The organism is Eggerthella hominis (assembly GCF_014287365.1).
Taxonomy (GTDB): Bacteria; Actinomycetota; Coriobacteriia; order Coriobacteriales; family Eggerthellaceae; genus Eggerthella; species Eggerthella guodeyinii.
Map to the genome: position 1 here is coordinate 339538 of NZ_JACOOA010000003.1, position 22786 is coordinate 362323.

At 66.1% G+C, this 22786-nt stretch carries 23 protein-coding genes and 1 pseudogene; 19 read left to right on the plus strand and 5 right to left on the minus strand.

Features of this window, described 5'->3' with window-relative positions; translation table 11 throughout:
• Positions 1-374 precede the first annotated feature (374 nt).
• The 9 genes and pseudogenes from ruvX (at position 375) to H8S61_RS09030 (ending at position 8098) form a co-directional block, all read left to right on the plus strand.
• Positions 375-794 carry a Holliday junction resolvase RuvX gene (ruvX, locus tag H8S61_RS08990; protein WP_154333037.1) on the plus strand — a complete coding sequence of 140 codons (420 nt, stop codon included), beginning with the start codon at positions 375-377 and terminating at the stop codon, positions 792-794.
• Positions 795-810: 16 nt separating this feature from the next.
• A complete protein-coding gene (gene mltG / locus H8S61_RS08995) occupies positions 811-1968 on the plus strand; it encodes an endolytic transglycosylase MltG (protein ID WP_186938739.1) in 1158 nt (385 codons plus the stop codon).
• Positions 1969-1986: 18 nt separating this feature from the next.
• Positions 1987-2580: a YqeG family HAD IIIA-type phosphatase gene (locus H8S61_RS09000; protein WP_160941223.1), complete on the plus strand. Its 594-nt coding sequence runs from the start codon at positions 1987-1989 to the stop codon at positions 2578-2580.
• A complete protein-coding gene (locus H8S61_RS09005) occupies positions 2577-3500 on the plus strand; it encodes a shikimate dehydrogenase family protein (RefSeq protein WP_186938740.1) in 924 nt (307 codons plus the stop codon). Before H8S61_RS09000 ends, H8S61_RS09005 begins: the two co-directional genes overlap by 4 nt.
• A gap of 109 nt (positions 3501-3609) precedes the next feature.
• Positions 3610-4782 (plus strand): chorismate synthase, encoded by a 1173-nt coding sequence (gene aroC / locus H8S61_RS09010; RefSeq protein ID WP_186938741.1) that lies wholly within the window; start codon positions 3610-3612, stop codon positions 4780-4782.
• A gap of 26 nt (positions 4783-4808) precedes the next feature.
• On the plus strand, positions 4809-5348 hold the full coding sequence (locus H8S61_RS09015) for a shikimate kinase (protein WP_160941220.1): 540 nt from the start codon (positions 4809-4811) through the stop codon (positions 5346-5348).
• Entirely contained in the window at positions 5330-6442 is a 1113-nt protein-coding gene (aroB, locus tag H8S61_RS09020; RefSeq protein WP_186938742.1) for a 3-dehydroquinate synthase, read from the plus strand. The genes H8S61_RS09015 and aroB overlap by 19 nt, the downstream gene beginning before the upstream one ends.
• Before the next feature lie 27 nt (positions 6443-6469).
• Positions 6470-6886, plus strand: a pseudogene (gene aroQ, locus H8S61_RS09025) (type II 3-dehydroquinate dehydratase); the annotation flags it as partial.
• A 60-nt stretch (positions 6887-6946) separates the two neighbouring features.
• Positions 6947-8098: a M24 family metallopeptidase gene (locus H8S61_RS09030; RefSeq protein ID WP_186938816.1), complete on the plus strand. Its 1152-nt coding sequence runs from the start codon at positions 6947-6949 to the stop codon at positions 8096-8098.
• Between the two features lie 23 nt (positions 8099-8121).
• Here the strand turns inward: H8S61_RS09030 and H8S61_RS17455 are convergent, their stop codons facing one another.
• Positions 8122-9156 (minus strand): endonuclease domain-containing protein, encoded by a 1035-nt coding sequence (locus tag H8S61_RS17455; RefSeq protein WP_255466538.1) that lies wholly within the window; start codon positions 9154-9156, stop codon positions 8122-8124.
• A gap of 339 nt (positions 9157-9495) precedes the next feature.
• On the opposite strand from H8S61_RS17455, the gene efp reads away from it, so the two are divergent.
• Entirely contained in the window at positions 9496-10056 is a 561-nt protein-coding gene (gene efp, locus H8S61_RS09040; protein WP_154333043.1) for an elongation factor P, read from the plus strand.
• A gap of 65 nt (positions 10057-10121) precedes the next feature.
• Here the strand turns inward: efp and H8S61_RS09045 are convergent, their stop codons facing one another.
• A complete protein-coding gene (locus H8S61_RS09045) occupies positions 10122-10427 on the minus strand; it encodes a helix-turn-helix domain-containing protein (RefSeq protein ID WP_244977571.1) in 306 nt (101 codons plus the stop codon).
• A gap of 234 nt (positions 10428-10661) precedes the next feature.
• On the opposite strand from H8S61_RS09045, the gene accB reads away from it, so the two are divergent.
• The 7 genes from accB to H8S61_RS09080 all read left to right on the plus strand — a co-directional run bounded on the left by accB (position 10662) and on the right by H8S61_RS09080 (position 18260).
• Positions 10662-12554 carry an acetyl-CoA carboxylase biotin carboxyl carrier protein gene (gene accB, locus H8S61_RS09050; protein WP_160941217.1) on the plus strand — a complete coding sequence of 631 codons (1893 nt, stop codon included), beginning with the start codon at positions 10662-10664 and terminating at the stop codon, positions 12552-12554.
• A complete protein-coding gene (gene accC / locus H8S61_RS09055; protein WP_160941216.1) occupies positions 12554-13906 on the plus strand; it encodes an acetyl-CoA carboxylase biotin carboxylase subunit in 1353 nt (450 codons plus the stop codon). The genes accB and accC overlap by 1 nt, the downstream gene beginning before the upstream one ends.
• A complete protein-coding gene (locus H8S61_RS09060) occupies positions 13903-14250 on the plus strand; it encodes an Asp23/Gls24 family envelope stress response protein (RefSeq protein ID WP_154333047.1) in 348 nt (115 codons plus the stop codon). The genes accC and H8S61_RS09060 overlap by 4 nt, the downstream gene beginning before the upstream one ends.
• A gap of 25 nt (positions 14251-14275) precedes the next feature.
• A complete protein-coding gene (gene nusB / locus H8S61_RS09065; RefSeq protein WP_186938743.1) occupies positions 14276-14863 on the plus strand; it encodes a transcription antitermination factor NusB in 588 nt (195 codons plus the stop codon).
• Positions 14853-15113, plus strand: coding sequence for an exodeoxyribonuclease VII small subunit (locus H8S61_RS09070; RefSeq protein WP_160941214.1), 261 nt, complete (start codon positions 14853-14855; stop codon positions 15111-15113). Before nusB ends, H8S61_RS09070 begins: the two co-directional genes overlap by 11 nt.
• Before the next feature lie 18 nt (positions 15114-15131).
• Positions 15132-17009 carry a 1-deoxy-D-xylulose-5-phosphate synthase gene (gene dxs / locus H8S61_RS09075; protein WP_186938744.1) on the plus strand — a complete coding sequence of 626 codons (1878 nt, stop codon included), beginning with the start codon at positions 15132-15134 and terminating at the stop codon, positions 17007-17009.
• Between the two features lie 198 nt (positions 17010-17207).
• The gene (locus tag H8S61_RS09080) at positions 17208-18260 is read left to right on the plus strand and encodes an inorganic phosphate transporter (RefSeq protein ID WP_154333051.1); all 1053 of its coding nucleotides are present in this window, start codon (positions 17208-17210) and stop codon (positions 18258-18260) included.
• 124 nt (positions 18261-18384) lie between these two features.
• On the opposite strand, the gene H8S61_RS09085 is transcribed toward H8S61_RS09080, so the two are convergent.
• Both H8S61_RS09085 and H8S61_RS09090 read right to left on the minus strand, forming a co-directional pair.
• On the minus strand, positions 18385-18558 hold the full coding sequence (locus H8S61_RS09085; protein WP_154333052.1) for a YegP family protein: 174 nt from the start codon (positions 18556-18558) through the stop codon (positions 18385-18387).
• 81 nt (positions 18559-18639) lie between these two features.
• Positions 18640-19167, minus strand: coding sequence for a GNAT family N-acetyltransferase (locus tag H8S61_RS09090; protein WP_186938745.1), 528 nt, complete (start codon positions 19165-19167; stop codon positions 18640-18642).
• 181 nt (positions 19168-19348) lie between these two features.
• Here H8S61_RS09090 and H8S61_RS09095 point away from each other — a divergent pair, with 181 nt between their 5' ends.
• Positions 19349-20629 (plus strand): ammonium transporter, encoded by a 1281-nt coding sequence (locus H8S61_RS09095; RefSeq protein ID WP_255466540.1) that lies wholly within the window; start codon positions 19349-19351, stop codon positions 20627-20629.
• 15 nt (positions 20630-20644) lie between these two features.
• A complete protein-coding gene (locus H8S61_RS09100; protein ID WP_154333055.1) occupies positions 20645-20983 on the plus strand; it encodes a P-II family nitrogen regulator in 339 nt (112 codons plus the stop codon).
• A 155-nt stretch (positions 20984-21138) separates the two neighbouring features.
• On the opposite strand, the gene H8S61_RS09105 is transcribed toward H8S61_RS09100, so the two are convergent.
• A complete protein-coding gene (locus H8S61_RS09105) occupies positions 21139-22743 on the minus strand; it encodes an FAD-dependent oxidoreductase (RefSeq protein ID WP_186938746.1) in 1605 nt (534 codons plus the stop codon).
• Positions 22744-22786 lie beyond the last annotated feature (43 nt).

A 22786-nucleotide genomic window follows, 5' to 3' on the forward strand; every position in this document is an offset into this window, starting at 1 on the left:
CAACCTGGGGTGTGCGAAACGGATCGAGAAATCCTATTCGGTCGTTTGGCGAGCTGATTTTGGCAAGAATTTCGAGGTAGGTAAAAGTTACATACATCTAACTTACCCAAAAGCGAGCGCGTGAGAAAACCGACCAGGTGTTTTGCGTGCAAGCTACGATGCAAAGACGGTCTTCTGGCGTTCCGCATTTACCTAGCTCAAAATTTTTGCCATATTCTCGCACCTCGACGGCAAGCCGCTGTCTATCGACCATGCAATTTCCTCAAAAGAGGTTGCGAGCATGCTTGCGCTCTTCGCCAGGTTGCCGCACTGACGTACAATAGGCTGAAAGCGGAAAGCCGCGCGTATCCGCCGGTAACATGAAAGGGCTCATCATGCGAATCATGGCTTTGGACATTGGCGAGACGCGCGTGGGGGTGGCGGTGAGCGACCCGGGCGAGCGGGTGGCGTCGCCGGTGGTGGTGCTCCCTTCTGCGGAAGTGCTCTCGTGCGCGAAGCCGTTTCAGCGCGTGCTCGAGGATTGGGAGCCGGAATTGCTGCTGTGCGGGCTTCCCTACACGATGGCGGGCGCGGAGGGGCCGCAGGCCGTGCGCATACGAGCTGCGGCGAAGACCATTTCCGACGCGTGCGGCATCCCCCACGAGTTCGTCGACGAGCGCCTGAGCTCGCAGGAGGCCAAACGGAGTTTGCGTGAAAAGGGCCTGAACGAGCGGGCCATGCGGGGCAAAATAGATATGATAGCCGCGAGTTTGTTTTTACAGGCGTGGCTTGATGCGCGCCGCGAGGCTTGGTGAAAGAAGAGGACAGTCCATGCCCCAGCACAGGAAGCAAGTCACCTATTCCCAGCGTCCGAACCACGCAGCACGCTCGGTTCACGCTCGCGGTGAGCGTCAGTTCCGCACGTACGATACCAGCTACATCCGCCCCAAGAAGAGCAAGGGACCGGTCATCTTCGCGGCCATCCTGGCCGTCGTCGTGCTCGGAGGCCTGGCGTGGGGCGCGCTCACCCTGTTCAACAGCTGCTCCGCGCAGCCGGTCGAGCTTCTGGCCGAGGGCCAGGAAGCCACTATCGTGGTGGCCGAAGGCGCCGGCGCCAAGGCCATCGGCGAGGACTTGCAGGAGGCCCGTCTGGTCACCAGCGCATCCGACTTCACGAAGCGCGTGAACGAGATGGGCGTCGACTCCCAGCTCAAGCCCGGCACCTACACGTTCGCGGGCGGCATCACGCTCGACCAGATCATCAACGAGCTGCAGACCGGCCCCGCATCGAACGCGCTCACCATCCCCGAGGGCAGCACGCTCGCGGCTACCGCCCAAAGCGTCGCGAACTTCACCGAGAACCGCATCACGGCCGACGCGTTCACCGCCGCCGCGTCCGACGCCAGCGTGTACGCGGCCGACTACGCGTTTTTGGCCGACGCGGGCACGAACAGCCTCGAGGGCTTCCTGTTCCCGAAGACGTACGAGATCGGCGAGGACGCCACGGTCGACTCGGTCGTGCGTATGATGCTCGACCAGTTCCAAACCGAGACGGCGGGCCTCGACTGGTCCTACCCGCAGAGCCAGGGCCTCACCATCTACGACGCGGTGAACCTCGCGTCCATCGTGGAGCGCGAGTCGTCGGGCGACGAGCAGATCCGCGCCCAGGTGGCGTCCGTGTTCTACAACCGCCTGAACAACTTCGGCGATCCGAACTACGGTTTCCTGCAAAGCGATGCGACCACGGCCTACGAGCTGGGCAAAGACCCCACTCCCGAGGACATCCAGAACGACACGCCGTTCAACACGTACACGAAACAGGGCTTGCCGCCCACGCCCATCTGCTCGCCGGGCCTCGACTGCCTGCAGGCCGTGTGCAGCCCTGCGCAGACGAACTACTACTTCTTCTACTTCGCGCCCGACGAGAGCGGTACGATGCAGTACTACTTCAGCGAGACGTACGAAGAGCACCAGCAGACGTTCTCGTAGGACGCAAGCGACAACGACATGGCCTTCCTCGAACCCGACCGCTACTTCGCGCGCATCTCGCGCATCGACATCGACCGCGACCTGCTGGCGCTGGGCTACCGCAACGTGCTTTTGGACGTTGACAACACCATCCTCACGCGCGACACCCACGAGGTGCCCCGCGACGTGGGGTTCTGGCTGGCGAAAGCGCGCGATGCGGGCATCTCGTTCTGCCTCGTGTCCAACAACTGGCACGAAGGCGTGTACCAGCTGGCGAACCGGCTGTCGCTGCCCATCGTGGCGAAGGCTGTCAAACCGCTGCCGCCCGCATTCCTCATGGCGCTGAGCAAGCTGGGCGCGAAGCGCGCCGAGACGGTGGTGGTGGGCGACCAGCTGGTCACCGACGTCATGGGCGCGCACTTCCTCGGCATGAAGGCCTACCTGCTGGCGCCGCTCGTGGAGCAGGACCTGCCCCACACGCTGCTGCTGCGCAACTTCGAGCGCGCCGTCATGGGCGAGCGAAAGCCGGAAGGCGCCACCACGGCGTCGCAGAACGCGGTTCCCTGCGAGGAGGACGAAGCCGAATCGCACATCGCGTCCGATCTGAACGAGCGAGCGGAAGGATCATCATGACGGAGCACCTCTACCTGCTGGGCCATCCCATCGCGCACTCGCTGTCGCCGGCGATGTACAACGCCGTGTACGAGCGCCTTGGGCTGCCGTGGCGCTACGACCTGGCCGACTGCGCAACCGAGGAGGAGGCGCAGTCGTTCGTCGACGCGCGCGACTTCCTGTCCATCAACATCACCACGCCCTACAAGCCGCTCGCGTATCAAGCGGCCACGGCGAAGGCGGCCACGGCGAAGCTCGCCCAGGGCGCCAACGTGCTGGTGAAGAAGGGTGACGCGCTCATCGGCTTCAACACCGACGGCCAGGGCTGCGCGACGTACCTGGAGCGCACGGGCTTCAGCTTCGCGGGCAAGCGCGTGGCCGTGTGCGGAACGGGCCCCACGGCGCTGTCCATCCTGCACGCGTGCGCCATCGCGGGCGCCGACGTGGTCATGCTCGTCGGTCGCGACAAAGAGCGCTCGCGCAAGGTGCTCGAAGGCTACGTCGAGCGGTTCGGCCTGCTGGCGAACGCCACGGTCGATCTGCCGGCCGCGCAGGCGCATCATCGCAGCTTCCGCACGGCCTACGAGCGCACCACCTTCAAGTTCGGCAGCTACACCACGTCCACGAAAGCCTTGGCGGCGGCCGACCTCGTGGTGAACGCGACGCCGCTCGGCATGAACGAGGGCGACGCCGCGCCGTTCGACGCCGCGCTGCTGCGTGCGGGGCAAACCGTGTTCGACGCGGTGTACGGCCACGGCGAGACGGCGCTCGTGCGCGCTGCGCGCGAGGCGGGATGCGCGGCGTACGACGGTGCCGGCATGCTCGTGGCGCAGGCGGTGGCCACGGTGCGCATCGTGGCCGACCTCGCCGAGGCGGACGTCGCCCTCTCGGACGACGAGCTGTTCGATCTCATGGCCGAGGCCGCGGGGTTCGACTGCTAGCGTGACCTGGATGTGCCGCTTCTCGTGATGCTTCTCGCGATTTGCGGGGGAGCGGTGGGGTACAATACCGTATGAACATGCTCGGGATTGTCTCGGAAAGCGACGGACTATGCGATACCTCACAGCAGGCGAAAGCCACGGCCCGTGCCTCACGGCCATCGTTGATGGCGTCCCCGCGGGCTTGAAGATCTCCGAATCGCAGATCAACACCGATCTCGCGCGCCGCCAGTCCGGTTACGGGCGCGGCGGGCGCCAGCGCATCGAGCGCGACACCGTGGAGGTCACCTCCGGCGTGCGCTTCGGCCGCACGCTGGGAACCCCTATCGCGCTCGTGGTGCGCAACCGCGACTGGGAGAACTGGACCGACCGCATGGCCGCGTTCGGCGATGCCCCGTCCGACCTCGTACGGGAGGTCACGCCGCGCCCCGGCCACGCCGACCTCGTGGGCGCGCTCAAAACCGACACGTCCGACTGCCGCAACATCCTCGAGCGCGCGAGCGCCCGCGAGACGGCGGCGCGCGTGGCGGCGGCCGGCATCGCGCGCGAGTTCCTGGCCGACCTGGGCGTGGAGGTGTTCTCGTACGTCACGTCCATCGGCGGCGCCTCCTTCGACGAGGACGACGCGCTCATGAACGCCCCCGACTACAAGCCGCTCGCCATCGAGACGAGCGAGGTGCGCTGCCCCGACGAGCAGGCCACGGAGGCTATGAAGGCCGAGATCGACCGCGCGAAAGACGCGGGCGAGAGCCTGGGCGGCACGTTCCGCGTCGTGGTGACGGGGCTCGTGCCCGGCGTGGGCGGCTACGCTTCGGCGGGCGATCGCCTGACCTCGCGCTTGGGTGCGGCGCTGTTCTCCATCCCCGCTATCAAGGGCGTCGAGTTCGGCATGGGCTTCGAGGCGGCGCGCCGTTCGGGCTCCGAGGTGCACGATCCCATCGCGCTCGACAAGAAGGTCGGCTTCGTGCGCGCGTCGAACAACGCGGGCGGCCTCGAGGGCGGCATGACCACGGGCATGCCCCTCATCGTGAGCGCGGCCATGAAGCCCATCCCCACGCTCATGACGCCGCTCGAGACGGTGAACCTCGACACGCTCGAGGTGGAGGAGGCGTCCAAGGAGCGCAGCGACACGTGCGCCGTGCCCGCCTGTGCCGTGGTGGCCGAGAGCGAGGTGGCGTTCGTGCTGGCCGAGGCGTACCTCGAGAAGTTCGGGCGCGACAACATGGCCGACATCAAGGCGGCCGTGAAGGCCTACCGCCAACGGCTCAGGACGATGGCGCGATGAGGCACGAGGCTTCGAGGCGACCCCGCGTGGTGGGGGAGCTTGCGCGCCCCGTGTTCTTCGTGGGATTCATGGGCGCCGGGAAAACCTCGGTCGCGCGCCGGCTGGCGCGCACCTGCGGCGTGGCCTCGGTGGACATGGACACGTACCTCGAGCGCCGCGAGGGCAAGCGCGTGAAGGAGATCTTCGCGCAGGCGGGCGAGGACGGCTTCCGCGCCATCGAGACGGACGTGCTGCGCGAGCTGGCCGGCAAGGAGCCGCTGCTCGTGTCGTGCGGCGGCGGCGTAGTGAAGCGCGACGAGAACCGCGCCATCCTGCGCGAGGCCGGGTTCGTCGTGTACCTGCAGGTGACGGCCGACGAGGCGAAGTCGCGCATCAGCGACACCTCCACGCGCCCCCTGTTCCAGGATCTCGACGCCGCGCGCAAGACGTCCGAGGAGCGTCTGCCCCTGTACGCCGAGGTGGCCGATCTCACCGTCGACACCGCCGGCAAGAACGTGGCAACCATCGCGCGCGAGGTGCAAAGCGCGCTTGAGAAGGAGGGCATCCTGTGCCTGCAACGAAAGTAGTCGTCACCATCCCCGGCGAGGAAACCTATGACGTGCGCATCGGCGGCGGCGTGCTGGCGAACCTGGGCGCGCACCTGCGCCGCGTGCCCGCGCTTGCCGAGACCGAGCGCGCCCTCGTCATCACCGACGAGCACGTGGCGCCGCTCTATCGCGCCGACGCGAAGGACGCGCTGGCGCAGGCCGGGTTCCGCGTGAGCGACATCGCCGTGCCCGCGGGCGAAGGGTCGAAGTCCATCGAGGTGGCCGGCGAGATTTGGGAAGCCATGGCCGGCCTCGCGCTCGGGCGCGACTGCGTGGTGGTGGCGCTCGGCGGCGGCGTGGTGGGCGACCTCGCCGGGTTCGTGGCCGCGTGCTACATGCGCGGCGTGCCGGTGGTGCAGGTGCCCACGACGCTGCTGTCGATGGTGGACTCGTCGGTGGGCGGCAAGACCGGCGTCAACTTGGCGGCCGGCAAGAACCTCGTGGGCGCGTTCAAGCAGCCGTCGTACGTGTGCGCCGACACGGCCACGCTCGCCACGCTCGATGCGCGCGAATGGGCGTGCGGCTGCGCGGAAATCGCGAAGTCCGCGGTCATCGACTCCGACGAGTTCTTCTTCTGGCTCGTCGACGCGGCCGGCGCGCTGGCCGCGCGCGACGAGGTGGTGGTCGAGGAGGCCATCGCGCGCTCCGTGGTGTTCAAGGCCGACGTGGTGGCCGCCGACAAGTCCGAGAGCAAGGGCGTGCGCGAGTGCTTGAACTACGGCCATACGCTGGGGCACGCCGTGGAGTCGCTGGCGGGGTACGGCACGTTCTCGCACGGCGCGGCCGTGGCCGAGGGCATGCGGTTCGCCGCGCGCATGGCCGTGTCGCTGGTCGACGCGCCGCTCGATCTGGTGGAAGCGCAGGACCGCCTGCTCGACGAGCTGGGCCTGCCTGCGCTCGACTGGTCGGCCGAGCCGGAGGCCATGCTGGAGGCGATGAAGCGCGACAAGAAGGCCCGCCACGGCCAGGTGCGCTTCGTGCTGCCGCGCGACGTGGGCTCCTGGCAGCTGGCCGACGTCGACGACGACACCATCCTCGAGCACCTCGCCGCCTGGCGCCGCTCGAAGGAATAGACGAACGTGCGAGGGAAGCGGAGCATGATGAAGAACATCCTGGTGCTGAACGGGCCGAACCTCAAGCTGCTGGGGGTGCGCGAGCCCGACGTGTACGGCACGGTGACGCTCGCCGACATCGAGCGCGAAGTGGCGGCGTACGCGGCCGAGCGCGGCGTGCGCGTCGACTGCTTCCAGAGCAACCACGAAGGCGCGCTCATCGACAAGCTGCACGAGGCGCGCGGCGTGTACGACGGGATCGTCTACAACCCCGGCGCCCACACGCATTACTCCTACGCGCTGCGCGACGCCGTCTCGTCCATCGACGTCCCCACGGTGGAAGTGCACCTGTCCGACATCTCCACGCGCGAGGAGTTCCGCCATCTCTCGGTCATCGAGCCGGTGTGCGTGGCCCAGATCAAGGGGAAGGGCAAGGAAGGGTACAAGGAGGCCGTGGACGTGCTCTTGTCCCTCGCGCCGGCCGAGCGCATCGTGGGCTCCGTTCCCCCAGCGCCCGCGCAAGAGGTGGAGCCCTCGGTTCGCGCGCTCGCTGCCCCGCGCCTCAACCGCCTGCGCGCCGCCTGCGCCGAGGCGGGCATCCGCTCGTTCTTTGCGCGCGACACATCGAACATCACCTGGCTCACCGCGTTCGACGGCGTGTTCGACGACGAGGACGCCCATGCGCTGCTGGTCACCCCGCACGACGCCGTGCTGCACACCGACTCGCGCTACAGCGAGGCCGCGCGCGCGGCAGCCGCCGATGAGGGCGCCATCGCGGTCGACGACGCCCGCGTCACGCACGCCGCGTTCGTGGCTTCTGCGTTCGGCGCGCGTCACGGCGAGCAGCCGACGGCCGAGGCCGAGGCCGTCGTGCTCGGCATCGAGGACTCCCTGACGCTCGGATCCTACCGCGCGCTCGAAGCGGCTTTCGCCGACGCGCCCGCGCGGCCGCAGCTGCGCGAGACGTCCGACTTCGTCCTCGACCTGCGCGCCGTGAAGGAGCCGCAGGAGATCGCCCGCATGAAGGCGGCCCAGGCCATCACCGACGCCGCGTTCGCGCACATCGTCGCGTTTATGCGTCCCGGCATGACCGAGCGCGCGGTGCAGATCGAGCTCGAGGATTTCATGCGCCGCCACGGCGCCGACGGCCTCGCGTTCCCCTCCATCGTCGCGACGGGCGCGAACGGCGCGAGCCCCCACGCCATCCCCGGGCAGACGGTGCTCGAGGCGGGGCAGTGCGTCGTGCTCGACTTCGGCGCGCGGGCGCTCGGCTACTGCTCGGACATGACGCGCACCGTGTTCCTCGGCGCGCCATCCCCTCGGATGCGCGACGCCTACGCGGCCATCCGCAATGCGAACGAGCAGGTGGAGGCCGCGCTCAGGCCCGGCGTCACCGGCAAGGCCATGCACGAGCTGGCCGAGCAGGCGCTTGCGGACGGCGGCTTCGCCGGCAAGATGGGCCACAGCCTGGGCCACGGCGTGGGCATCGACATCCACGAGCAGCCCGTGCTGTCGCCGCGCAACGAGTCTGCGCTGGTGGCGGGCAACGTGGTGACGGTCGAGCCGGGCGTGTACCTGCCGGGCGAGTTCGGCATGCGCCTGGAGGACTGCGGCGTGATCACGGCCGACGGCTTCGAGGTGTTCACCCAGTCGACCCACGACCTGGTGGTGCTGTAGCGGGCAGGCTCGCATCGCCGTTCTTACGCGCGTGCGCCTTCCCAGAGGTTCTCGAACAACTCCTCGCGCAGCTCAAGGTGCTTGCGGGTGAACGCGGGGTCGTGGTAGCGCAGCCGCTTGCCTGTGAGCTTCGCCACCTGGCGAGCGAGACGATTGAAGGCGCCGCTATCCGTGATGTGGCCGGGGAAAACCGTTATCACGGTGAATCCGAGCGCGGTGAGCGTGCTGCGCCGTCGCGCATCGCTGCTTTGGCGGCCTGGCTCGGAATGATGGAGTCGCGAGTCGTACTCTACTGCGAGGTTTGCTTCCGGCCAACAGAGGTCGCAGAGGCAATAGCTGCGGTCGGCAAGTTCGCGCAAGCTGGCCGGTACGTCGACGCGGTAGTTGAGCTTCGGCTTCTTCAACCCGTAACCGCCCAGGTTGTTCGGCAAATGCAGCAGCAGGGCGAGCAAGGTTTCCATAGCAGAGGCCGAGCCGTCCAACAGGTAGCGCGTTGCGCGCAACGCCGTGGCTCGCCCGGGTGCGCCCGCTGCGGCTTCGACGAAGGCTCTCAGCTTGGCGGCTGTCGTGAGCGGGGCCTCGCGCGAGATCGCGGGTCCGTTTTCGGCCAATGCGTACGTTCCGCATAGTTCGAGTCCAAGCTGCACGAGTTGGGCGACGGTCATCTCGCGGGCCATTTGCAGGAAGCAGAACTCCGGCGTGCTGACAAGAAATCCCTGTCCTGCATCGACAAAGGAGCTTGCCGGCAGGCTCGTCCACTTATGGCTGACCAGGCTCGCTGTTGTCGTTCTGGCTTCGGTTGTGCCGACGATCGCGCGAACGGGAAGCTTGCATCCGGCCGGTCGGCGGTTTCCTTGCGCGAGCCGCGGCTTTGAGGGGCGCGACAACGCTTTCGTCGCGCGGCGCGTTGCGGTCCTGCGTTCTTGATATCCGCACAGGAAACCAGGGCCGACCAATCGCCAGTATTCAAGAGCGGAGCGATATCCGATAAGTATATCCATGTCGGCCACTATAGAAGAATCTGGCAAAAAAATCGAGGTAGGTAAATGGAACAGCAAGGAATGACCCTTCGCGTATCGGGGGCAAGGGCAAAACGCCAGGTCGCGGCTTCAACAAGCTGTCTTTGAGAGCGGCTGCCCGTATGGAAATTTACCTACCTCGATTTTTTTGCCGTAATCGGGGATGTCGGCGACCGCGTGCGCAGGTTGGCGACCGCGTGAACAGGTGGGAGACGGCGTGCGCGTGCATCGTCGAGGTCGCCCTGCCCTGATTTTTTTCTGATACCCTTGATGTGTGAGGATCGCGCCTGCCCTTCATGAGTATAATGGAACGGTTTGAACGCTGATCGGGCCCCGCGGCACGCAGCGGACCGCCCGTGAACGAAAGGATTACCCAGTATGGCTATCTCTACCGCCGATTTCAAGAACGGCATGTGCATCGAGTTTAACGGCAAACTGTGCACCATCGTCGAGTTCCAGCATGTGAAGCCCGGCAAGGGCAGCGCCTTCGTCCGCACGAAGCTGCGCGACATCAAGACGGGCCGCGTCATCGACAACACGTTCAATGCCGGTGTCAAGGTCGAGTCCGTGCGTCTCGAGACGAAGAAGCTGCAGTACCTCTACAACGACGGTGCCGACTTCAACTTCATGGACAACGACACCTTCGAGCAGATGGCCATCCCGGCCGACACCGTGGGCGAGGCGGCGAAGTGGCTCAAGGAGAACGACGAGGCGTCGCTGCTGTACGCCGGCGACGAGCTGATCAGCATCGAGCCCCAGATGTTCGTCGAGCTCGAGGTCACGCACACCGAGCCTGGCTTCAAGGGCGACACGGCCACCAACACGACGAAGCCCGCAACGCTGGAAACCGGCGTCGAGGTGCAGGTTCCCACGTTCGTCGAAATGGGCGACATCCTGCAGATCGACACCCGCGACGGCCGCTTCATCAAGCGCGTCTAACGCGTCGCACCAAGCGAGCACGTACGTAACGAGGGCGCCCTGCAGGGCGCCCTCGTTCGTTTCGGCTACAATCGCGCGTGGTTGTCGGGCGGGGGGAGGGGGTAGTCCTCCAGCTTATAGGCGGCGAGGTCGAGCAGCGTGCCGGGGTCCACGTCGAGCGCGCGTGCCAGCTTGACGATGTCGGAGATCCGCACGTCCACGAGGCCTCCTTCGAGGTTGCTGATACGCGGGTGCTTCGTGCCCACCATCTCGGCCAGCTTGGTCTGGGGGAGCCCTTCGGAGGTGCGCACGTCGAGAAGCCGGCTGCCCAAGTCAGCGGACAGGCGCTGGACAAGGGGATCCTTGCGCGCCATCTTCTCGTTTTTGCTCATCTCGCTCATGCAGAAAGCGTAACGGCGCGCAAAACCCAACCCGTCATCCAGCGGTTACAATGCTGCGTCTTTTTGATGAGCGCACCGCACACGTATGCGCGCATGAACCTCCCGCCGCTCAAAATCTGTTGCTTGTCGGTGAATTTGTCCCGTTGTGGCTCATGCGGCGTGGGGTTACTCTATAATTCTTGTTTCGATCTTTGACTAACTGCAAACCGAAGGGGGTGTGAGTTCATGCCAAGGCTTCAGATCATGGATACCACCATCCGTGACGGCCAGCAAAGCCTCTGGGCCACGCGTATGCAGATCGGCGATATGCTGCCGATCCTGCCTAAAATGGACCGTGTCGGGTACTGGGCCATCGAGGCGTGGGGCGGTGCGACGTTCGACACGTGCATGCGCTTCCTCGACGAGAACCCGTGGGAGCGACTGCGATCCATCAAGGCGCAAACGCCGAACACGCCGCTCGCTATGCTGTCCCGCGGTCAGAACCTGGTGGGATACAAGCACTATTCGCGTGACATCTGCAATCACTTCATCAAGGCTTCCAAGCGCAACGGCATTCATGTCTTCCGCGTATTCGACGCGCTCAACGACATCCGCAACGTCGTCGACAACGCCGAAGCCATCAAGGAATGCGGCGGCCACTTCGAGGGCGCCATCTCCTACACGATGTCGCCGGTGCACACGCTCGACAGCTTCCTCGACTACGGTCAGAAGCTCAAGGACCTCGGTGCCGACTCCATCTGCATCAAGGACATGGCGGGCATGCTCACGCCGTACCGCACCGAGCGCATGGTGAAGGCCTTCAACGCCGAAATCGGTTTGCCGCTGCACATCCACTGCCACTACGTCGGCGGCATGGCGCCCGCCAACATCCTCAAGGCCGCCGAAGCCGGCGCCGCCATCGCCGACACGGCCCACGCGCCGCTGGCGTTCGGCAACTCGCATCCGGCCGTCGAGATGATCGTCGCCGCCCTCCAGGAGAGCCGTTATGACACCGGCCTCGACCTCGACCTGCTGTTCGAGATCGCCGAATACTGGGAGGGCGTGCGCAAGCGCGGCCACTACAAGCGCGGCGTCTCGTCGCTCACGCACATGCAGGTGTACTCGCACCAGGTGCCGGGCGGCATGATGTCGAACCTCGTGTCGCAGCTGGAAATCCAGAACGCGGCCGACCGCCTGCCCGAGGTCATGAAGGAGATCCCGAAGGTGCGCGCCGAGGTGGGCTATCCGCCGCTCGTGACGCCGATGTCGCAGATCGTGGGCACGCAGGCCGTGTTCAACGTGCTCACCGGCAAGCGCTGGAGCGTTGTGTCCAAGGAGATGAAGGACTACATCTGCGGTTACTACGGCAAGGCGCCGGGCCGCATGGACAAGGACATCGTGGCGAAGGTCGTGGGCAACTCCGAGATGCTGCCGCCCGACGTGGCGCCCGGCTCGCTCGTCACCACCACCTATGCGCAGGTCGAAGAAGAGATCGGCGACCTCGCGAAGAGCGAGGAAGACGTGCTCATGTACGCCTTGTTCCCGAACGAGGCGCGCACGTTCCTCAGCAAGCACCGCACATCGGAGAAGGTCGACTTCCTCATGGAGCAGGAGTCGAGCCACACCAAGGAGGACGATTACGTGGACATCAATCAGATTCGCGAGTTGGTTCGCGTCGCCGAGGAAAGCGGCGTCGGCGAGATCGTAGTTGAGGAAGAGGGCACTCGCATCGCCGTGCGCATGCCGGGCACCCTGTCCTCCGAAGCCGCCGCCGTCGCTGCGGCCGCCGCTCCGGTTGCCGCCGTGGCCCCGGCCCCTGCCGCCGCCGCTCCGGCCGCCGCTGACGACGACGTCGAGCGCCCCTCCGACTGGTATGCCGTCACGGCTCCCATGGTGGGCACGTTCTACTCGTCCCCCGCGCCGGGCGAGCCTCCGTTCGTGCAGGTGGGCGACGAGGTTGCCGCCAACCAGACGCTGTGCATCGTCGAGGCCATGAAGCTGATGAACGAGATCACCGCCGAGGAGATGGGCACCGTCCGCGAGGTGTGCCTCGAGGACGCGTCCCCTGTCGAGTTCGGCACGGTGCTGTTCTACGTCGAGCCGCACGGCGCGCCGGCCCCGGCCCCGGAGACGGCGTAATGTTTAAGAAGATCCTGATCGCCAACCGTGGCGAGGTCGCCCTGCGCGTGATGCGCGCCTGCAAGGAGCTGGGCGTGAAGACGGTCGCGGTCTACTCGACCGAGGACGCCAACACCTACCCCGTGCAGTACGCCGACGAGGCCGTGTGCATCGGCCCTGCTCAGGCGAACAAGAGCTACCTCATCATACCGAACATCATCGCGGCGGCGAAGACCACCGGTGCGGAGGCCGTGCATCCCGGCTACGGCTTCCTCGCCGAGAACGCCGACTTCGCCCGCGCCTGCGCCGACAACGACCTCGTGTTCATCGGGCCCAGCCCCGAGTGCATCGAGCGCATGGGCGACAAGAGCTCCGCGCGCGAGACCATGAAGGCGTGCGGCGTGCCCACCGTTCCGGGCTCCGACGGCTGCATTGACACGGCGGCCGAGGCCAAGGCGTTCGCCGACACCGTCGGCTACCCCGTGCTCATCAAGGCCACGGCGGGCGGCGGCGGCAAAGGCATGCGCGAAGTGCACGACCCGGCCGACCTCGAGGCGCAGTACGCGGCGGCCCGCAACGAGGCCGGCGCCGCGTTCGGCAACGACGGCGTGTACCTGGAGAAGCTCGTGCTGCGCCCGCGCCACGTGGAGATTCAGGTGCTGGCCGACGACTTCGGCAACAACATCGCCCTGTGCGAGCGCGACTGCTCCGTGCAGCGGCGCCACCAGAAGCTCATCGAGGAAGCGCCCTCGCCGGCGCTGACCGAGGACCTGCGCCGCGCCATGGGCGTGGCGGCCATCAAGGCCGTGCGCGCCACGAACTACAAGAACGCTGGCACCATCGAGTTCCTGCTCGACGAGCGCGGGTCGTTCTACTTCATGGAGATGAACACGCGCGTGCAGGTGGAGCACCCGGTGACCGAGCAGATCACCGGTACCGACATCATCAAGGAGCAGCTGCGCATCGCCTCCGGCGAGCCCATGAGCTGCGCCGATCGCGCGCCGTTCTCGCCTGCGGGCCATGCGATGGAATTCCGCATCAACGCGGAGGACCCCCAGCACGGCTTCCGCCCGTGCCCCGGCACCATCACGAAGTTCGAGGCTCCGGCCGGCCCCGGCGTGCGCGTGGAAAGCTACGTGCGCACGGGCTCGCGCATCTCGCCGTACTACGACTCGCTCGTGGCGAAGCTCGTGGTGTACGGCCAGGATCGCGAAGAGGTGCTCGCGCGCGGTCGCCGCGCCCTCGACGAGTTCGTGATCGAGGGCATCGAAACCACGATCGCGTTCCATCGCCGCGTGCTCGACAACGCGGTGTTCTGCTCGGGCGACGTGACCACCGACTTCATCGAAACCCAGATGGGAGACGTACTATGACAGAGCTCAACGTCGACGGCATGGCGCTTGCGCCGGGCGTCGTCGAAACCATCGTGTCCATTGCGGCCAACGACGTGGAGGGCGTGGCCTGCATCGGCCCGTCCAGCACGAGCGGCCTGCGCTCCGTGTTCGGCAGCAAGCCGACCACGCAGGGCATCGAGATCACCGTGGGAGAGGACGACAAGCTGCAGATTTCCATTCGCGTGGACGTGTACTACGGCTTCGTGCTCCCCGACCTCGCCGCCAGCATTCGCCAGGCTATCTCCGATGCGGTGACCAGCCAGGTGGGCATTCCCGTGGGTGCCGTGGACGTGTACATCGACGGCATGCAGTTCGCCCGCTAAACGCCCGGAGGCTTTAAGAATCTATATGGCTGCCAAACGACATGAACGAACCAGTGCGCGCCGTGCCGCGCTCCAAGTGCTCTACACGAGCGAGATAACCGACGAGTCGCCTGCGGCGATCGCCGAGGGCAACAGCCGCCTCGATGAGGAAGGTCCGCTGCCCGAGTACGCGCTCAAGCTCGTGCTGGGCGTGGAATCCCATCGCTGCGCCATCGACAACCACCTCGCGGCCACGTCCGAGAACTGGTCGCTGGCCCGCATGCCCATCGTCGACCGCTCCATCCTGCGGTTGGCCACGTTCGAGATGATGTACATCGACGACGTGCCCACCTCGGTCACCATCAACGAGGCGGTGGAGCTGGCGAAGGACTTCGGCGGCGAAGACGAGTCGCACCGTTTCGTCAACGGCATCCTCGGCCGCATCGCCAAGATGCTGGAAGGGGAGGAAGACGAAGGGACGGCATCGGAGGGCGACCCCGAGGTGCCCGCCGATGGCGACGTCGCTTCCGACGACCCCTCCCAGGGCGCTGCGGATAACGAGCGCGACCAGGAGAAGCCCCTCGCGGCGCAGAACGACGAGTCGCCGGAAGGAGAGCCTTCCCATGGCGCTTGAGTCGTATGATAGCTTCGAGGCGGTGAAAACCCGCCTCGACGAGATCGTCGACGCGGTGAGCGACGACGAGCTGGCGCTCGACGATGCGCTCGCCCTGTACGAAGAGGCGGTAGGACTCGGGCTGCGCGCCAGCGACCTGCTCGAGGAGAATATCGAAACGCAACAGAGCGTCGAGGAAGCGGACGGGGAGTCGGACGAGCCGTCCGACGACGCGCCCGCACAGGAGACGGGTGCGCCGGTTTCGGCGTAGCCCCTGGTAAGGATGCATATGGATAAGCGTATTCTCGATATGGTGTCGTCCCCTGCCGACCTGAAGCTGCTCACGAACGAGGAGCTGTCCATCCTGGCGCAGGAGGTGCGCGAGGAGATCGTCACGACGGCATCCCAAACCGGCGGCCACGTGGCCTCGTCGCTCGGCGCGGTGGAGATCATCCTCGCCACGCACAGCATGCTCGACTGCCCCCATGACAAGATCGTGTTCGACGTGGGCCACCAGGCCTACGCGCACAAGCTGATCACCGGTCGCCTCGACGATTTCAGCACGCTGCGCACGTACGGCGGCCTGTCCGGGTTCCCGAAGCCCGACGAGAGCCCCTACGACGTGCACCCGTCCGGCCACGCGTCCGACTCGCTGTCGGTGGCGCTCGGCCTGGCGCAGGCGCGCGAGCTGTCGGGCGGCGACGAGAAGATCGTGGCCGTCATCGGCGACGCGGCGCTGTCGGGCGGCATGGCGTTCGAGGCGCTCAACCACATCGGCCAGGCGCAGACGCCCATGGTGATCATCCTCAACGACAACGAGATGTCCATCTCGCGCAACGTCGGCGCGCTCATGAAGCACCTCGGCTACATGCGCGCCACCCCGCAGTACCGCCAGACGCGCGATTCCCTGCAGGAGGCGCTCGAGAGCAGCGGAGCGCTCGGCAACGCGCTCGCGAACTTCGGGCGCAACATGAAGGAGTCGATGAAGCAGTTCGTCATCCCGCGCTCGATGATCTTCGAGCAGCTGGGCATCCTGTGCACGGCGCCCATCGACGGACACGACATCGGCCTGCTCAAGGAAACGCTGGCTACCGTGCTGCACACCGACGTGCCCGTGCTCGTGCACGTGGTCACGCGCAAGGGCGCCGGCTACGCGCCGGCGGTTCAGAACCCCGAGAAGTTCCACGGCGTCGCGCCGTTCGACATCGCCACGGGCGACGTGAAGAAGAAGCCCGCGTCGGCGCCGTCGTACACGAGCGTGTTCGGCAAGGCGCTTGCCGCCGAGGCGCGTCGCGACGAGCGCATCGTGGCCATCACGGCCGCCATGAAGGGCGGCACGGGCCTCGACGCGTACGCCGAGGAGTTCCCCGACCGCTTCGTGGACGCCGGCATCGCCGAGGAACACGCGGTGGGCCTGGCCAGCGGCTTGGCGTTGGGCGGCAAGAAGCCGGTCGTGGCGATCTACTCAACGTTCCTCCAGCGCGCCATCGACCAGGTCATTATCAACAACGCCCTGCCGAATCTCGACGTGGTGTTCGCTATCGACCGTGCCGGCATCGTGGGCGAGGACGGCCCCACGCACCACGGCATGTTCGATCTCGCGTACATGCGCATGATCCCGCACATGCGGGTGCTGGCCCCCTCCGACGAGGCCGAGCTCGTGCATGCGCTGCACACGGCGCTCGAGCTGGGCGGTCCCTTCGCCATCCGCTACCCGCGCGGGGCGGCCGAAGGCGTCGCGCTGCCCGATGAGCCGCAGGTGCTGGAGGAGGGGAAGGCGCGCGTGGTTCGCGAGGGCGACGACGTGGCCATCCTCGCGTTCGGGCGCATGGTGTCGCGGGCCAAGGCGGCGGCGGCCCTGCTGGCCGTGCGCGGCATCGACGCGCGCGTGGTGGACATGCGTTGGGCCAAGCCCCTCGACGTGGACGAAATCGCCCGCGCGGCGAAGACGAAGCTCGTCGTGACGGTGGAGGGCGGCATCATCTCCGGAGGCGTGGGCGAGGGCGTGCTGAACGAGCTGGCCCGCCAAGGCGCCGCCGTCCCCGCGCTGACGCTGGGCATCCCCGACACGTTTGTGCCCCAGGGCTCGTCGAACCAGCTGCTGCACGATCTGGGCCTCGATGCCGAGGGCATCGCCGACGCCGTGGAGCAGCGTCTCGCTCGCTGAGGCTGCATTCCGCTCGACCCTCGAGCGCCGCCCGCACCGCGCGGGCGGCGCTTTTCTTTACATTCAGCCGGGCGGTTTTGGGCGTTCGACGAGCGATTTTACCTAAACTTGATCTTTCCGTTGCCCAATCCTGACAATTTATCACTATCATTGCTCCGAGTGCTTTGTCCTGAACGATCGGGTGTGGAGGAAACCGGCATGAGCTATGATTTAGGGGCGTTCGTCGGGGCGCTCATGGGCGATCCGGTACTCGCCCTCATCGTTGTTCTGACGCTCGGCGCGACCGTGGTGAACGGCGCGACCGACGCTCCCAACGCGATCGCCACCGTGGTGGGGACGAAGGCCATGAGGCCGGGTCCCGCCATCGCGATGGCGGCGGTGTGCAACTTCGTGGGACTCGCCGCCATCACCGCCGTGTCGTCGGCCGTGGCGTTGACCATCTTCAAGATGGTCGATTTCGGCGGCGATAACCATGCGGCGCTCATCGCGCTGGCCGCCGCCATGGTTGCCATCATCGTATGGGGCGTTACGGCGTGGTATTTCGGCATCCCCACGTCGCAGAGCCATTCGCTCATCGCCGGCATCACCGGAGCGGCCATCGCCTTGCAGGGCGGCCTGGCCGGCGTGAACGGCGACGAGTGGGTGAAGGTCATCTACGGCCTGGTCATCTCCACGTTTTTGGGCTTCGGCACCGGATGGCTGTTCACCCGGCTCATCAAGAAGCTCTGCTGGCAAGCCAACCGTGCGAAGGCGAACTCGTTCTTCAAGTGGGCGCAGATCATCTCGGGTGCGGGCGTGGCCGTGCTCCACGGCGCGCAGGACGGCCAGAAGTTCCTGTCGTTGTGCATGCTGGGCATCATGATCGGCATGAGCGGCGCGGTGGACTCGAACGTGGAATTCCCGTTCTGGCTGATCATCCTCGTGTCGGCCACGATGGCGCTGGGCACGGCCGTGGGCGGCAAGAAGATCATCAAGTCCGTGGGCATGAACATGGTGAAGATGGAGCAGTACCAGGGCTTCGCGGCGTGCCTGTCGGCCTGCTTCTGCATCGGCCTGGCCACGTTCACCGGCATGCCCGTGTCCACCACGCACACGAAGACCACGGCCATCATGGGCGTGGGCGCCGAGAAGAGCATCCGCACGGTGAAGTGGGGGCTGGCCGGCAGGATGGTGCTCACCTGGATCCTCACGTTCCCCGGCTGCGGCCTCCTGGCCTTCGCGTTCACGCACCTGTTCCTGATGCTGTTCTAGAACGGGCGCGCCCGAAAGCACGCACGCCGCGCCCGTTCGTGACGGACGCGGCGTGCGAAGTGCGCGGCTGACGACGCTCGTATCCCCGAGCCTCTGCCGCGCCAAGCGATCTCGGACGTGCTCGCTAGTCCTCTTCCACCACGTTGGCTTCGGGGGCGTTCTTCTTGACGCTCTCGATGCCCTTCTTGCAAGATTCCTTCGTCGTGTACACCTGCGACGTGGCGATGATCTCGCCGTTGTCGGCCTTCAGCACGAAGTGGCATCCTGCATCGGTGGTCCTGATCACGAACTTTCCCATACGACTGCACCTTTCTCGAATGTTGAGCGGGTGCGTCGATCATACACCGCTCGGCGAGCGCGGTTCGACCTGCTCAGGCGATTAAACCAAGGGTTGAGGTTTGAGGCGTTTCTCCATGATGAAGTCGTCCATGACGAAGCCGTTGCCGATGTCGGTCTCAACCGCGTCGACGGTTTCGAATCCCTTGCCGAGGTAGGCGCGAATACCCAGGTCGTTGTGCTTGTTCACCGTGAGGTACATCGCCTCGAGGCCGCGCTCGCCGCAGAGCCGCTCGTAGAACGCGATGGCCTGCGAGGCGAATCCCTTGCCGCGCTCCTCGGCCCGCAGGTACACCTTCGAGATGAAGTAGCGGTTCGTCTCGGGCTCCACGCGGCCCCCCGTGTACCCCACGATGCGCCCGTCGTCCTCGGCGCGCAGGAACCAGTACTCGTAGGCGTGCTCGCGCATGTCGCGCTCGATGGCGCCGAGGCTTTGGAAGTTCTCCACCATGTAGTCGGTTTGCGCGTCGCCGATGAGGGCGGGCCAGTACTCGTGCCAGATCTCGTCGGCCAGCGCGGCGAGGCGCTGTCGATCGTCGGCGGTTCGAACGGCGTCGAATGCGATGCTCATGGAAGGCAACCTTTCGCGGGTGGGGCGGTCGTGCATGTTTCCCTATTGTAACGCGGCCGCTTCGTGTTTGTTACAAGACGTTTCCCGGCGTGTTAACAGTGGCAGATGCGACTCAACACCAGGTCAAAGCGTGGGATCATCGAGGCGTAACCGATGGGACGTGCGATTTTCAAGGAGGTAGATGCATATGTTCGACACAGGGTCGACGGGCTTCATGATCGTTTGCGCGATGCTCGTCCTGCTGATGACGCCGGGTCTGGCGTTCTTCTACGGGGGCTTGAGCCGCCGCAAGAACGTCGTGAACACGATGATCATGTCGTTCGCGGTGCTCGGCATCGTCGGCATCACGTGGACGGTGTGCGGCTGGTCGTTCGCGTACGGCGGCGACGGCTCGATTCCGTTCTTCGGGGGCTTCGATCAGATCGGCTTGCAAGGGCTCGTGGCCGACATCACGAGCGAGGCGCCCGAAGCGCTGAGTCACGACGCGTATCCCGCGATGGCCGACGTGGTGTTCCAGCTGGCGTTCTGCATGATCACCACGGCCATCATCACGGGCGCAGTGGCCGGTCGCGTGAAGTTCGGCGCGGTGTGCGCGTTCGTGGCCGTGTGGACCGTGGTGGTGTACCCGCCGCTCGCGCACATGGTGTGGGGCGGCGAGGGCAGCCTCGTGGGCGACACCATCGGGGCGCTCGATTTCGCGGGCGGCGACGTGGTGCACATCTCGTCCGGCCTCACGGGCCTCATCCTCTGCCTGATCGCAGGCAAGCGGCGCGGGTTCGGCATGGTGAGCTACCGTCCCCACAACGTGCCGTTCGTCGCGTTGGGCGCCACGCTGCTGTGGTTCGGCTGGTTCGGTTTCAACGCGGGTTCCGAGTTCGCCCCCGACGGCGTGGCCGCGCTCGCGCTGGTGAACACCGTGGTGGCGTCGGGCGCGGCGCTCGTGTCGTGGATGCTCATCGAGCGCGTGCGCGCGGGCAAGCCCACGCTCGTGGGCGCGGCGACGGGGCTGGTGGCCGGCCTCGTGGTCATCACGCCGGCGGCGGGCTTCGTGGAGCCGTGGGCCGCGGTGGTCATGGGCCTCGTCGTGTCGCCCGTGTGCTATTTCGCCGTCTCGTTCCTCAAGCGGAAGCTCGGCTACGACGACGCGCTCGACGCGTTCGGCATCCATGCCATCGGCGGCGTCACGGGCGGCGTGCTGACCGGCCTGTTCTGCGTGCCCGAGCTTTCGTGGACCGAATTCGGCGGTCTGTTCTACACGGGCGATCCCGCGCTGCTGGGCGCGCAGGTGCTCGGCATCCTCGTGACGGTCGTGTTCGTGGGCGTGCTCGACGTGGTGCTGGGCTTCATCATCAAGGCGTGCTTCAGGGGCAGCCTGCGCGTGAGCGAGGCCGAGGAAGCGCAGGGCCTTGACGTGGCCGCCCACGGCGAGAGCGCCTACCCGGCCTACGTGGGCCTCGATTAGGAAAGGAGCGCGAACATGAAGAAGATCACGGCTATCGTGCGGCCCGAGAAGCTCGAACCGCTCAAGGAGGCGCTGTTCGCCGCGCAGGTGTCGGGCATGACCATCTCGCAGGTGCAGGGCTGCGGCAAGCAGCATGGCTGGAAGGAGTACTACCGCGGCACCGAGGTCATGTTGAACATGATTCCCAAGGTGAAATTCGAGCTCGTGGTGGACGACGCGGAGGTGGGCCCGCTCGTCGACCTCATCCGCGCCACGGCGCGCACCGGCGAGGTGGGGGACGGCAAGATCTTCATCTTCCCGGTGGAAGACGTCGTCCGCATCCGCACCGGCGAGCACGGCCCGGAAGCGCTGTAAACGACGCGGGGGAGGGCGTCCTCGGCGTCGCCCTCTCCTGCGTCGGTGTGCGCACGGGGCGCGAAGCTGCGTCTCTGGGGCGTGTTTCCGATTGCGGAAGGACCGCGGGGAGGGGCGCGGTCCTTCCGCCGGGTGTGAATTGATGGAGGGCGTGCCTAGCCCTTGATGTACGCAGCTGCGTTCTGGGCGGCTTCCCTGCCCGAGTTCACCTGGTTGCCGAAGGCGGTGCCGCCGATGTTGATGGTGTAGACATGGCGGTACAGCATGTTGCCGTCGTTGCCCACGGCGTACAGGCCGCCGACGGGGTCGCCGTTGCCGTCCAGCACGCGACGCTGCTTGTCCGTCACGATGCCTCCGGTTTCAAAGAAGAAGCTGTACCCCAGCTGGGCGATGTAGAATGGGCCTTGATCGAGGGCCATCATCATCTCGGGCTTTTTGCCGAAGTCGTCGTCGTTGCCCTTTGCGCACAGCTCGTTGTAGCGATCGACGGTTGCCTTGAGCGCTGCCTTGTCGAGCTTCACCGCATCGGCCAGGCCGTCGACGGTGTCGGCTTTGAACAACGTTTCCGTTTTATCGTTGGCAAGCGCGTCTTCGAACGTGGTGCGTGCATCGTCGGTGATGCCGAAATGTTCGTCGAATATGGCCTGGTTGAACACGACGTAGTTGGCCCGATTGTCTTTGCTGGGTATGCATTGGAGCACCAGATTGTCGTCGGTGAGGTTTTCCCGGGTATAGCGATCGGCGTGTTCGTTGACCCACAGCACCGGACCGCCGTGGGCGATGCCGAAGTAGCCGTTGATCGGGTTCATAGCGTCGTTGTGGAAGTCGATCGGAGGGAGCGCGGGAATATTGAACAGGATGCTCTGCGCCGTGTCGATCATGAAGTCCTGCGCGCCGATCTCCATCGCCATGCGGTACGCGTCGCCCGCCGCCTTGTCCGAGCCGACGATGAACAGGTTCGTCGTATCCCACCCCTGCTTCGCGATGAACTCGGGATTCCCACCGAAGCCGCCCGTGGCGAACACGACCGCCTTCGCGTTGTATTGGACGACGCCGTCGGGGCCTTTCGCGTACGCGCCCTCGATCTTGCCGTCCTTCACGATGAGCTGGTTCACGGCGGTTTCGAGGTGCGTTTGTATGCCCAGCTCGTCGACGCGCTTGACCATAGGCTCGACGTAGCCGATGGCGGCTTTGTTGCCCTTGAACCAGTGGAAGGTGGGGTAGAGGCAGGTGCCGTTGTAGTCGTCGACAATGCCCGAGTACAGGACACCCTGATCGAGGCACCAGTCTATGTTCTCGGCAGACTTGGCGCAAAGACTGGTCCACAGGGCGCCGTTCTGGCGGTGCTGGCCGTCTTCCAGCTCCTTCTCGATGACGTCCGCCGGCAGGACGCTCACCCCGTTCTCCTCGGCCAGCTTGGAGCCGATGCCGAACATGCCTTCCACGAAGCTCGCATTGCCTCCCAGTTGATTGTTCTTCTCGACGAGGATCAGGTTCGTGCCGTCGAGCGCGGCCTGCACGGCGCAGGCCAGCCCGCTGCCGCCGCCTCCCACGACCAGCAGGTCGGTGTCGTAGGTCTTGTCGACGGACGCTGGTGGCGTGGACGGCGCTGCGTCGCCCTGCACCACGCTTTCGGCCGCCCCGTCTTTCTGCGGGGCGCATCCTGTCAAGCCGCCGATGGCCGCGAGGGCCCCGACGCCGACTGCTCCTGTCAGAAACGAGCGGCGCGAAAGCTTCGTATCGTGTTTCCCTCCGAGCATGTTTCCACTTCCTTTCGTGTGCGGTATGTTGAGCGCATCGCCG

Bases quoted from the DNA above. Each gene is read 5' to 3' on its own strand.
- ruvX (WP_154333037.1), top strand. From the start codon at position 375: ATGCGAATCATGGCTTTGGACATTGGCGAGACGCGCGTGGGGGTGGCG.
- mltG (WP_186938739.1), top strand. From the start codon at position 811: ATGCCCCAGCACAGGAAGCAAGTCACCTATTCCCAGCGTCCGAACCAC.
- H8S61_RS09000 (WP_160941223.1), top strand. From the start codon at position 1,987: ATGGCCTTCCTCGAACCCGACCGCTACTTCGCGCGCATCTCGCGCATC.
- H8S61_RS09005 (WP_186938740.1), top strand. From the start codon at position 2,577: ATGACGGAGCACCTCTACCTGCTGGGCCATCCCATCGCGCACTCGCTG.
- aroC (WP_186938741.1), top strand. From the start codon at position 3,610: ATGCGATACCTCACAGCAGGCGAAAGCCACGGCCCGTGCCTCACGGCC.
- efp (WP_154333043.1), top strand. From the start codon at position 9,496: ATGGCTATCTCTACCGCCGATTTCAAGAACGGCATGTGCATCGAGTTT.
- H8S61_RS09045 (WP_244977571.1), bottom strand. From the start codon at position 10,427: ATGAGCAAAAACGAGAAGATGGCGCGCAAGGATCCCCTTGTCCAGCGC.
- accB (WP_160941217.1), top strand. From the start codon at position 10,662: ATGCCAAGGCTTCAGATCATGGATACCACCATCCGTGACGGCCAGCAA.
- accC (WP_160941216.1), top strand. From the start codon at position 12,554: ATGTTTAAGAAGATCCTGATCGCCAACCGTGGCGAGGTCGCCCTGCGC.
- H8S61_RS09060 (WP_154333047.1), top strand. From the start codon at position 13,903: ATGACAGAGCTCAACGTCGACGGCATGGCGCTTGCGCCGGGCGTCGTC.
- nusB (WP_186938743.1), top strand. From the start codon at position 14,276: ATGGCTGCCAAACGACATGAACGAACCAGTGCGCGCCGTGCCGCGCTC.
- H8S61_RS09070 (WP_160941214.1), top strand. From the start codon at position 14,853: ATGGCGCTTGAGTCGTATGATAGCTTCGAGGCGGTGAAAACCCGCCTC.
- dxs (WP_186938744.1), top strand. From the start codon at position 15,132: ATGGATAAGCGTATTCTCGATATGGTGTCGTCCCCTGCCGACCTGAAG.
- H8S61_RS09080 (WP_154333051.1), top strand. From the start codon at position 17,208: ATGAGCTATGATTTAGGGGCGTTCGTCGGGGCGCTCATGGGCGATCCG.
- H8S61_RS09085 (WP_154333052.1), bottom strand. From the start codon at position 18,558: ATGGGAAAGTTCGTGATCAGGACCACCGATGCAGGATGCCACTTCGTG.
- H8S61_RS09090 (WP_186938745.1), bottom strand. From the start codon at position 19,167: ATGAGCATCGCATTCGACGCCGTTCGAACCGCCGACGATCGACAGCGC.
- H8S61_RS09095 (WP_255466540.1), top strand. From the start codon at position 19,349: ATGCATATGTTCGACACAGGGTCGACGGGCTTCATGATCGTTTGCGCG.
- H8S61_RS09100 (WP_154333055.1), top strand. From the start codon at position 20,645: ATGAAGAAGATCACGGCTATCGTGCGGCCCGAGAAGCTCGAACCGCTC.
- H8S61_RS09105 (WP_186938746.1), bottom strand. From the start codon at position 22,743: ATGCTCGGAGGGAAACACGATACGAAGCTTTCGCGCCGCTCGTTTCTG.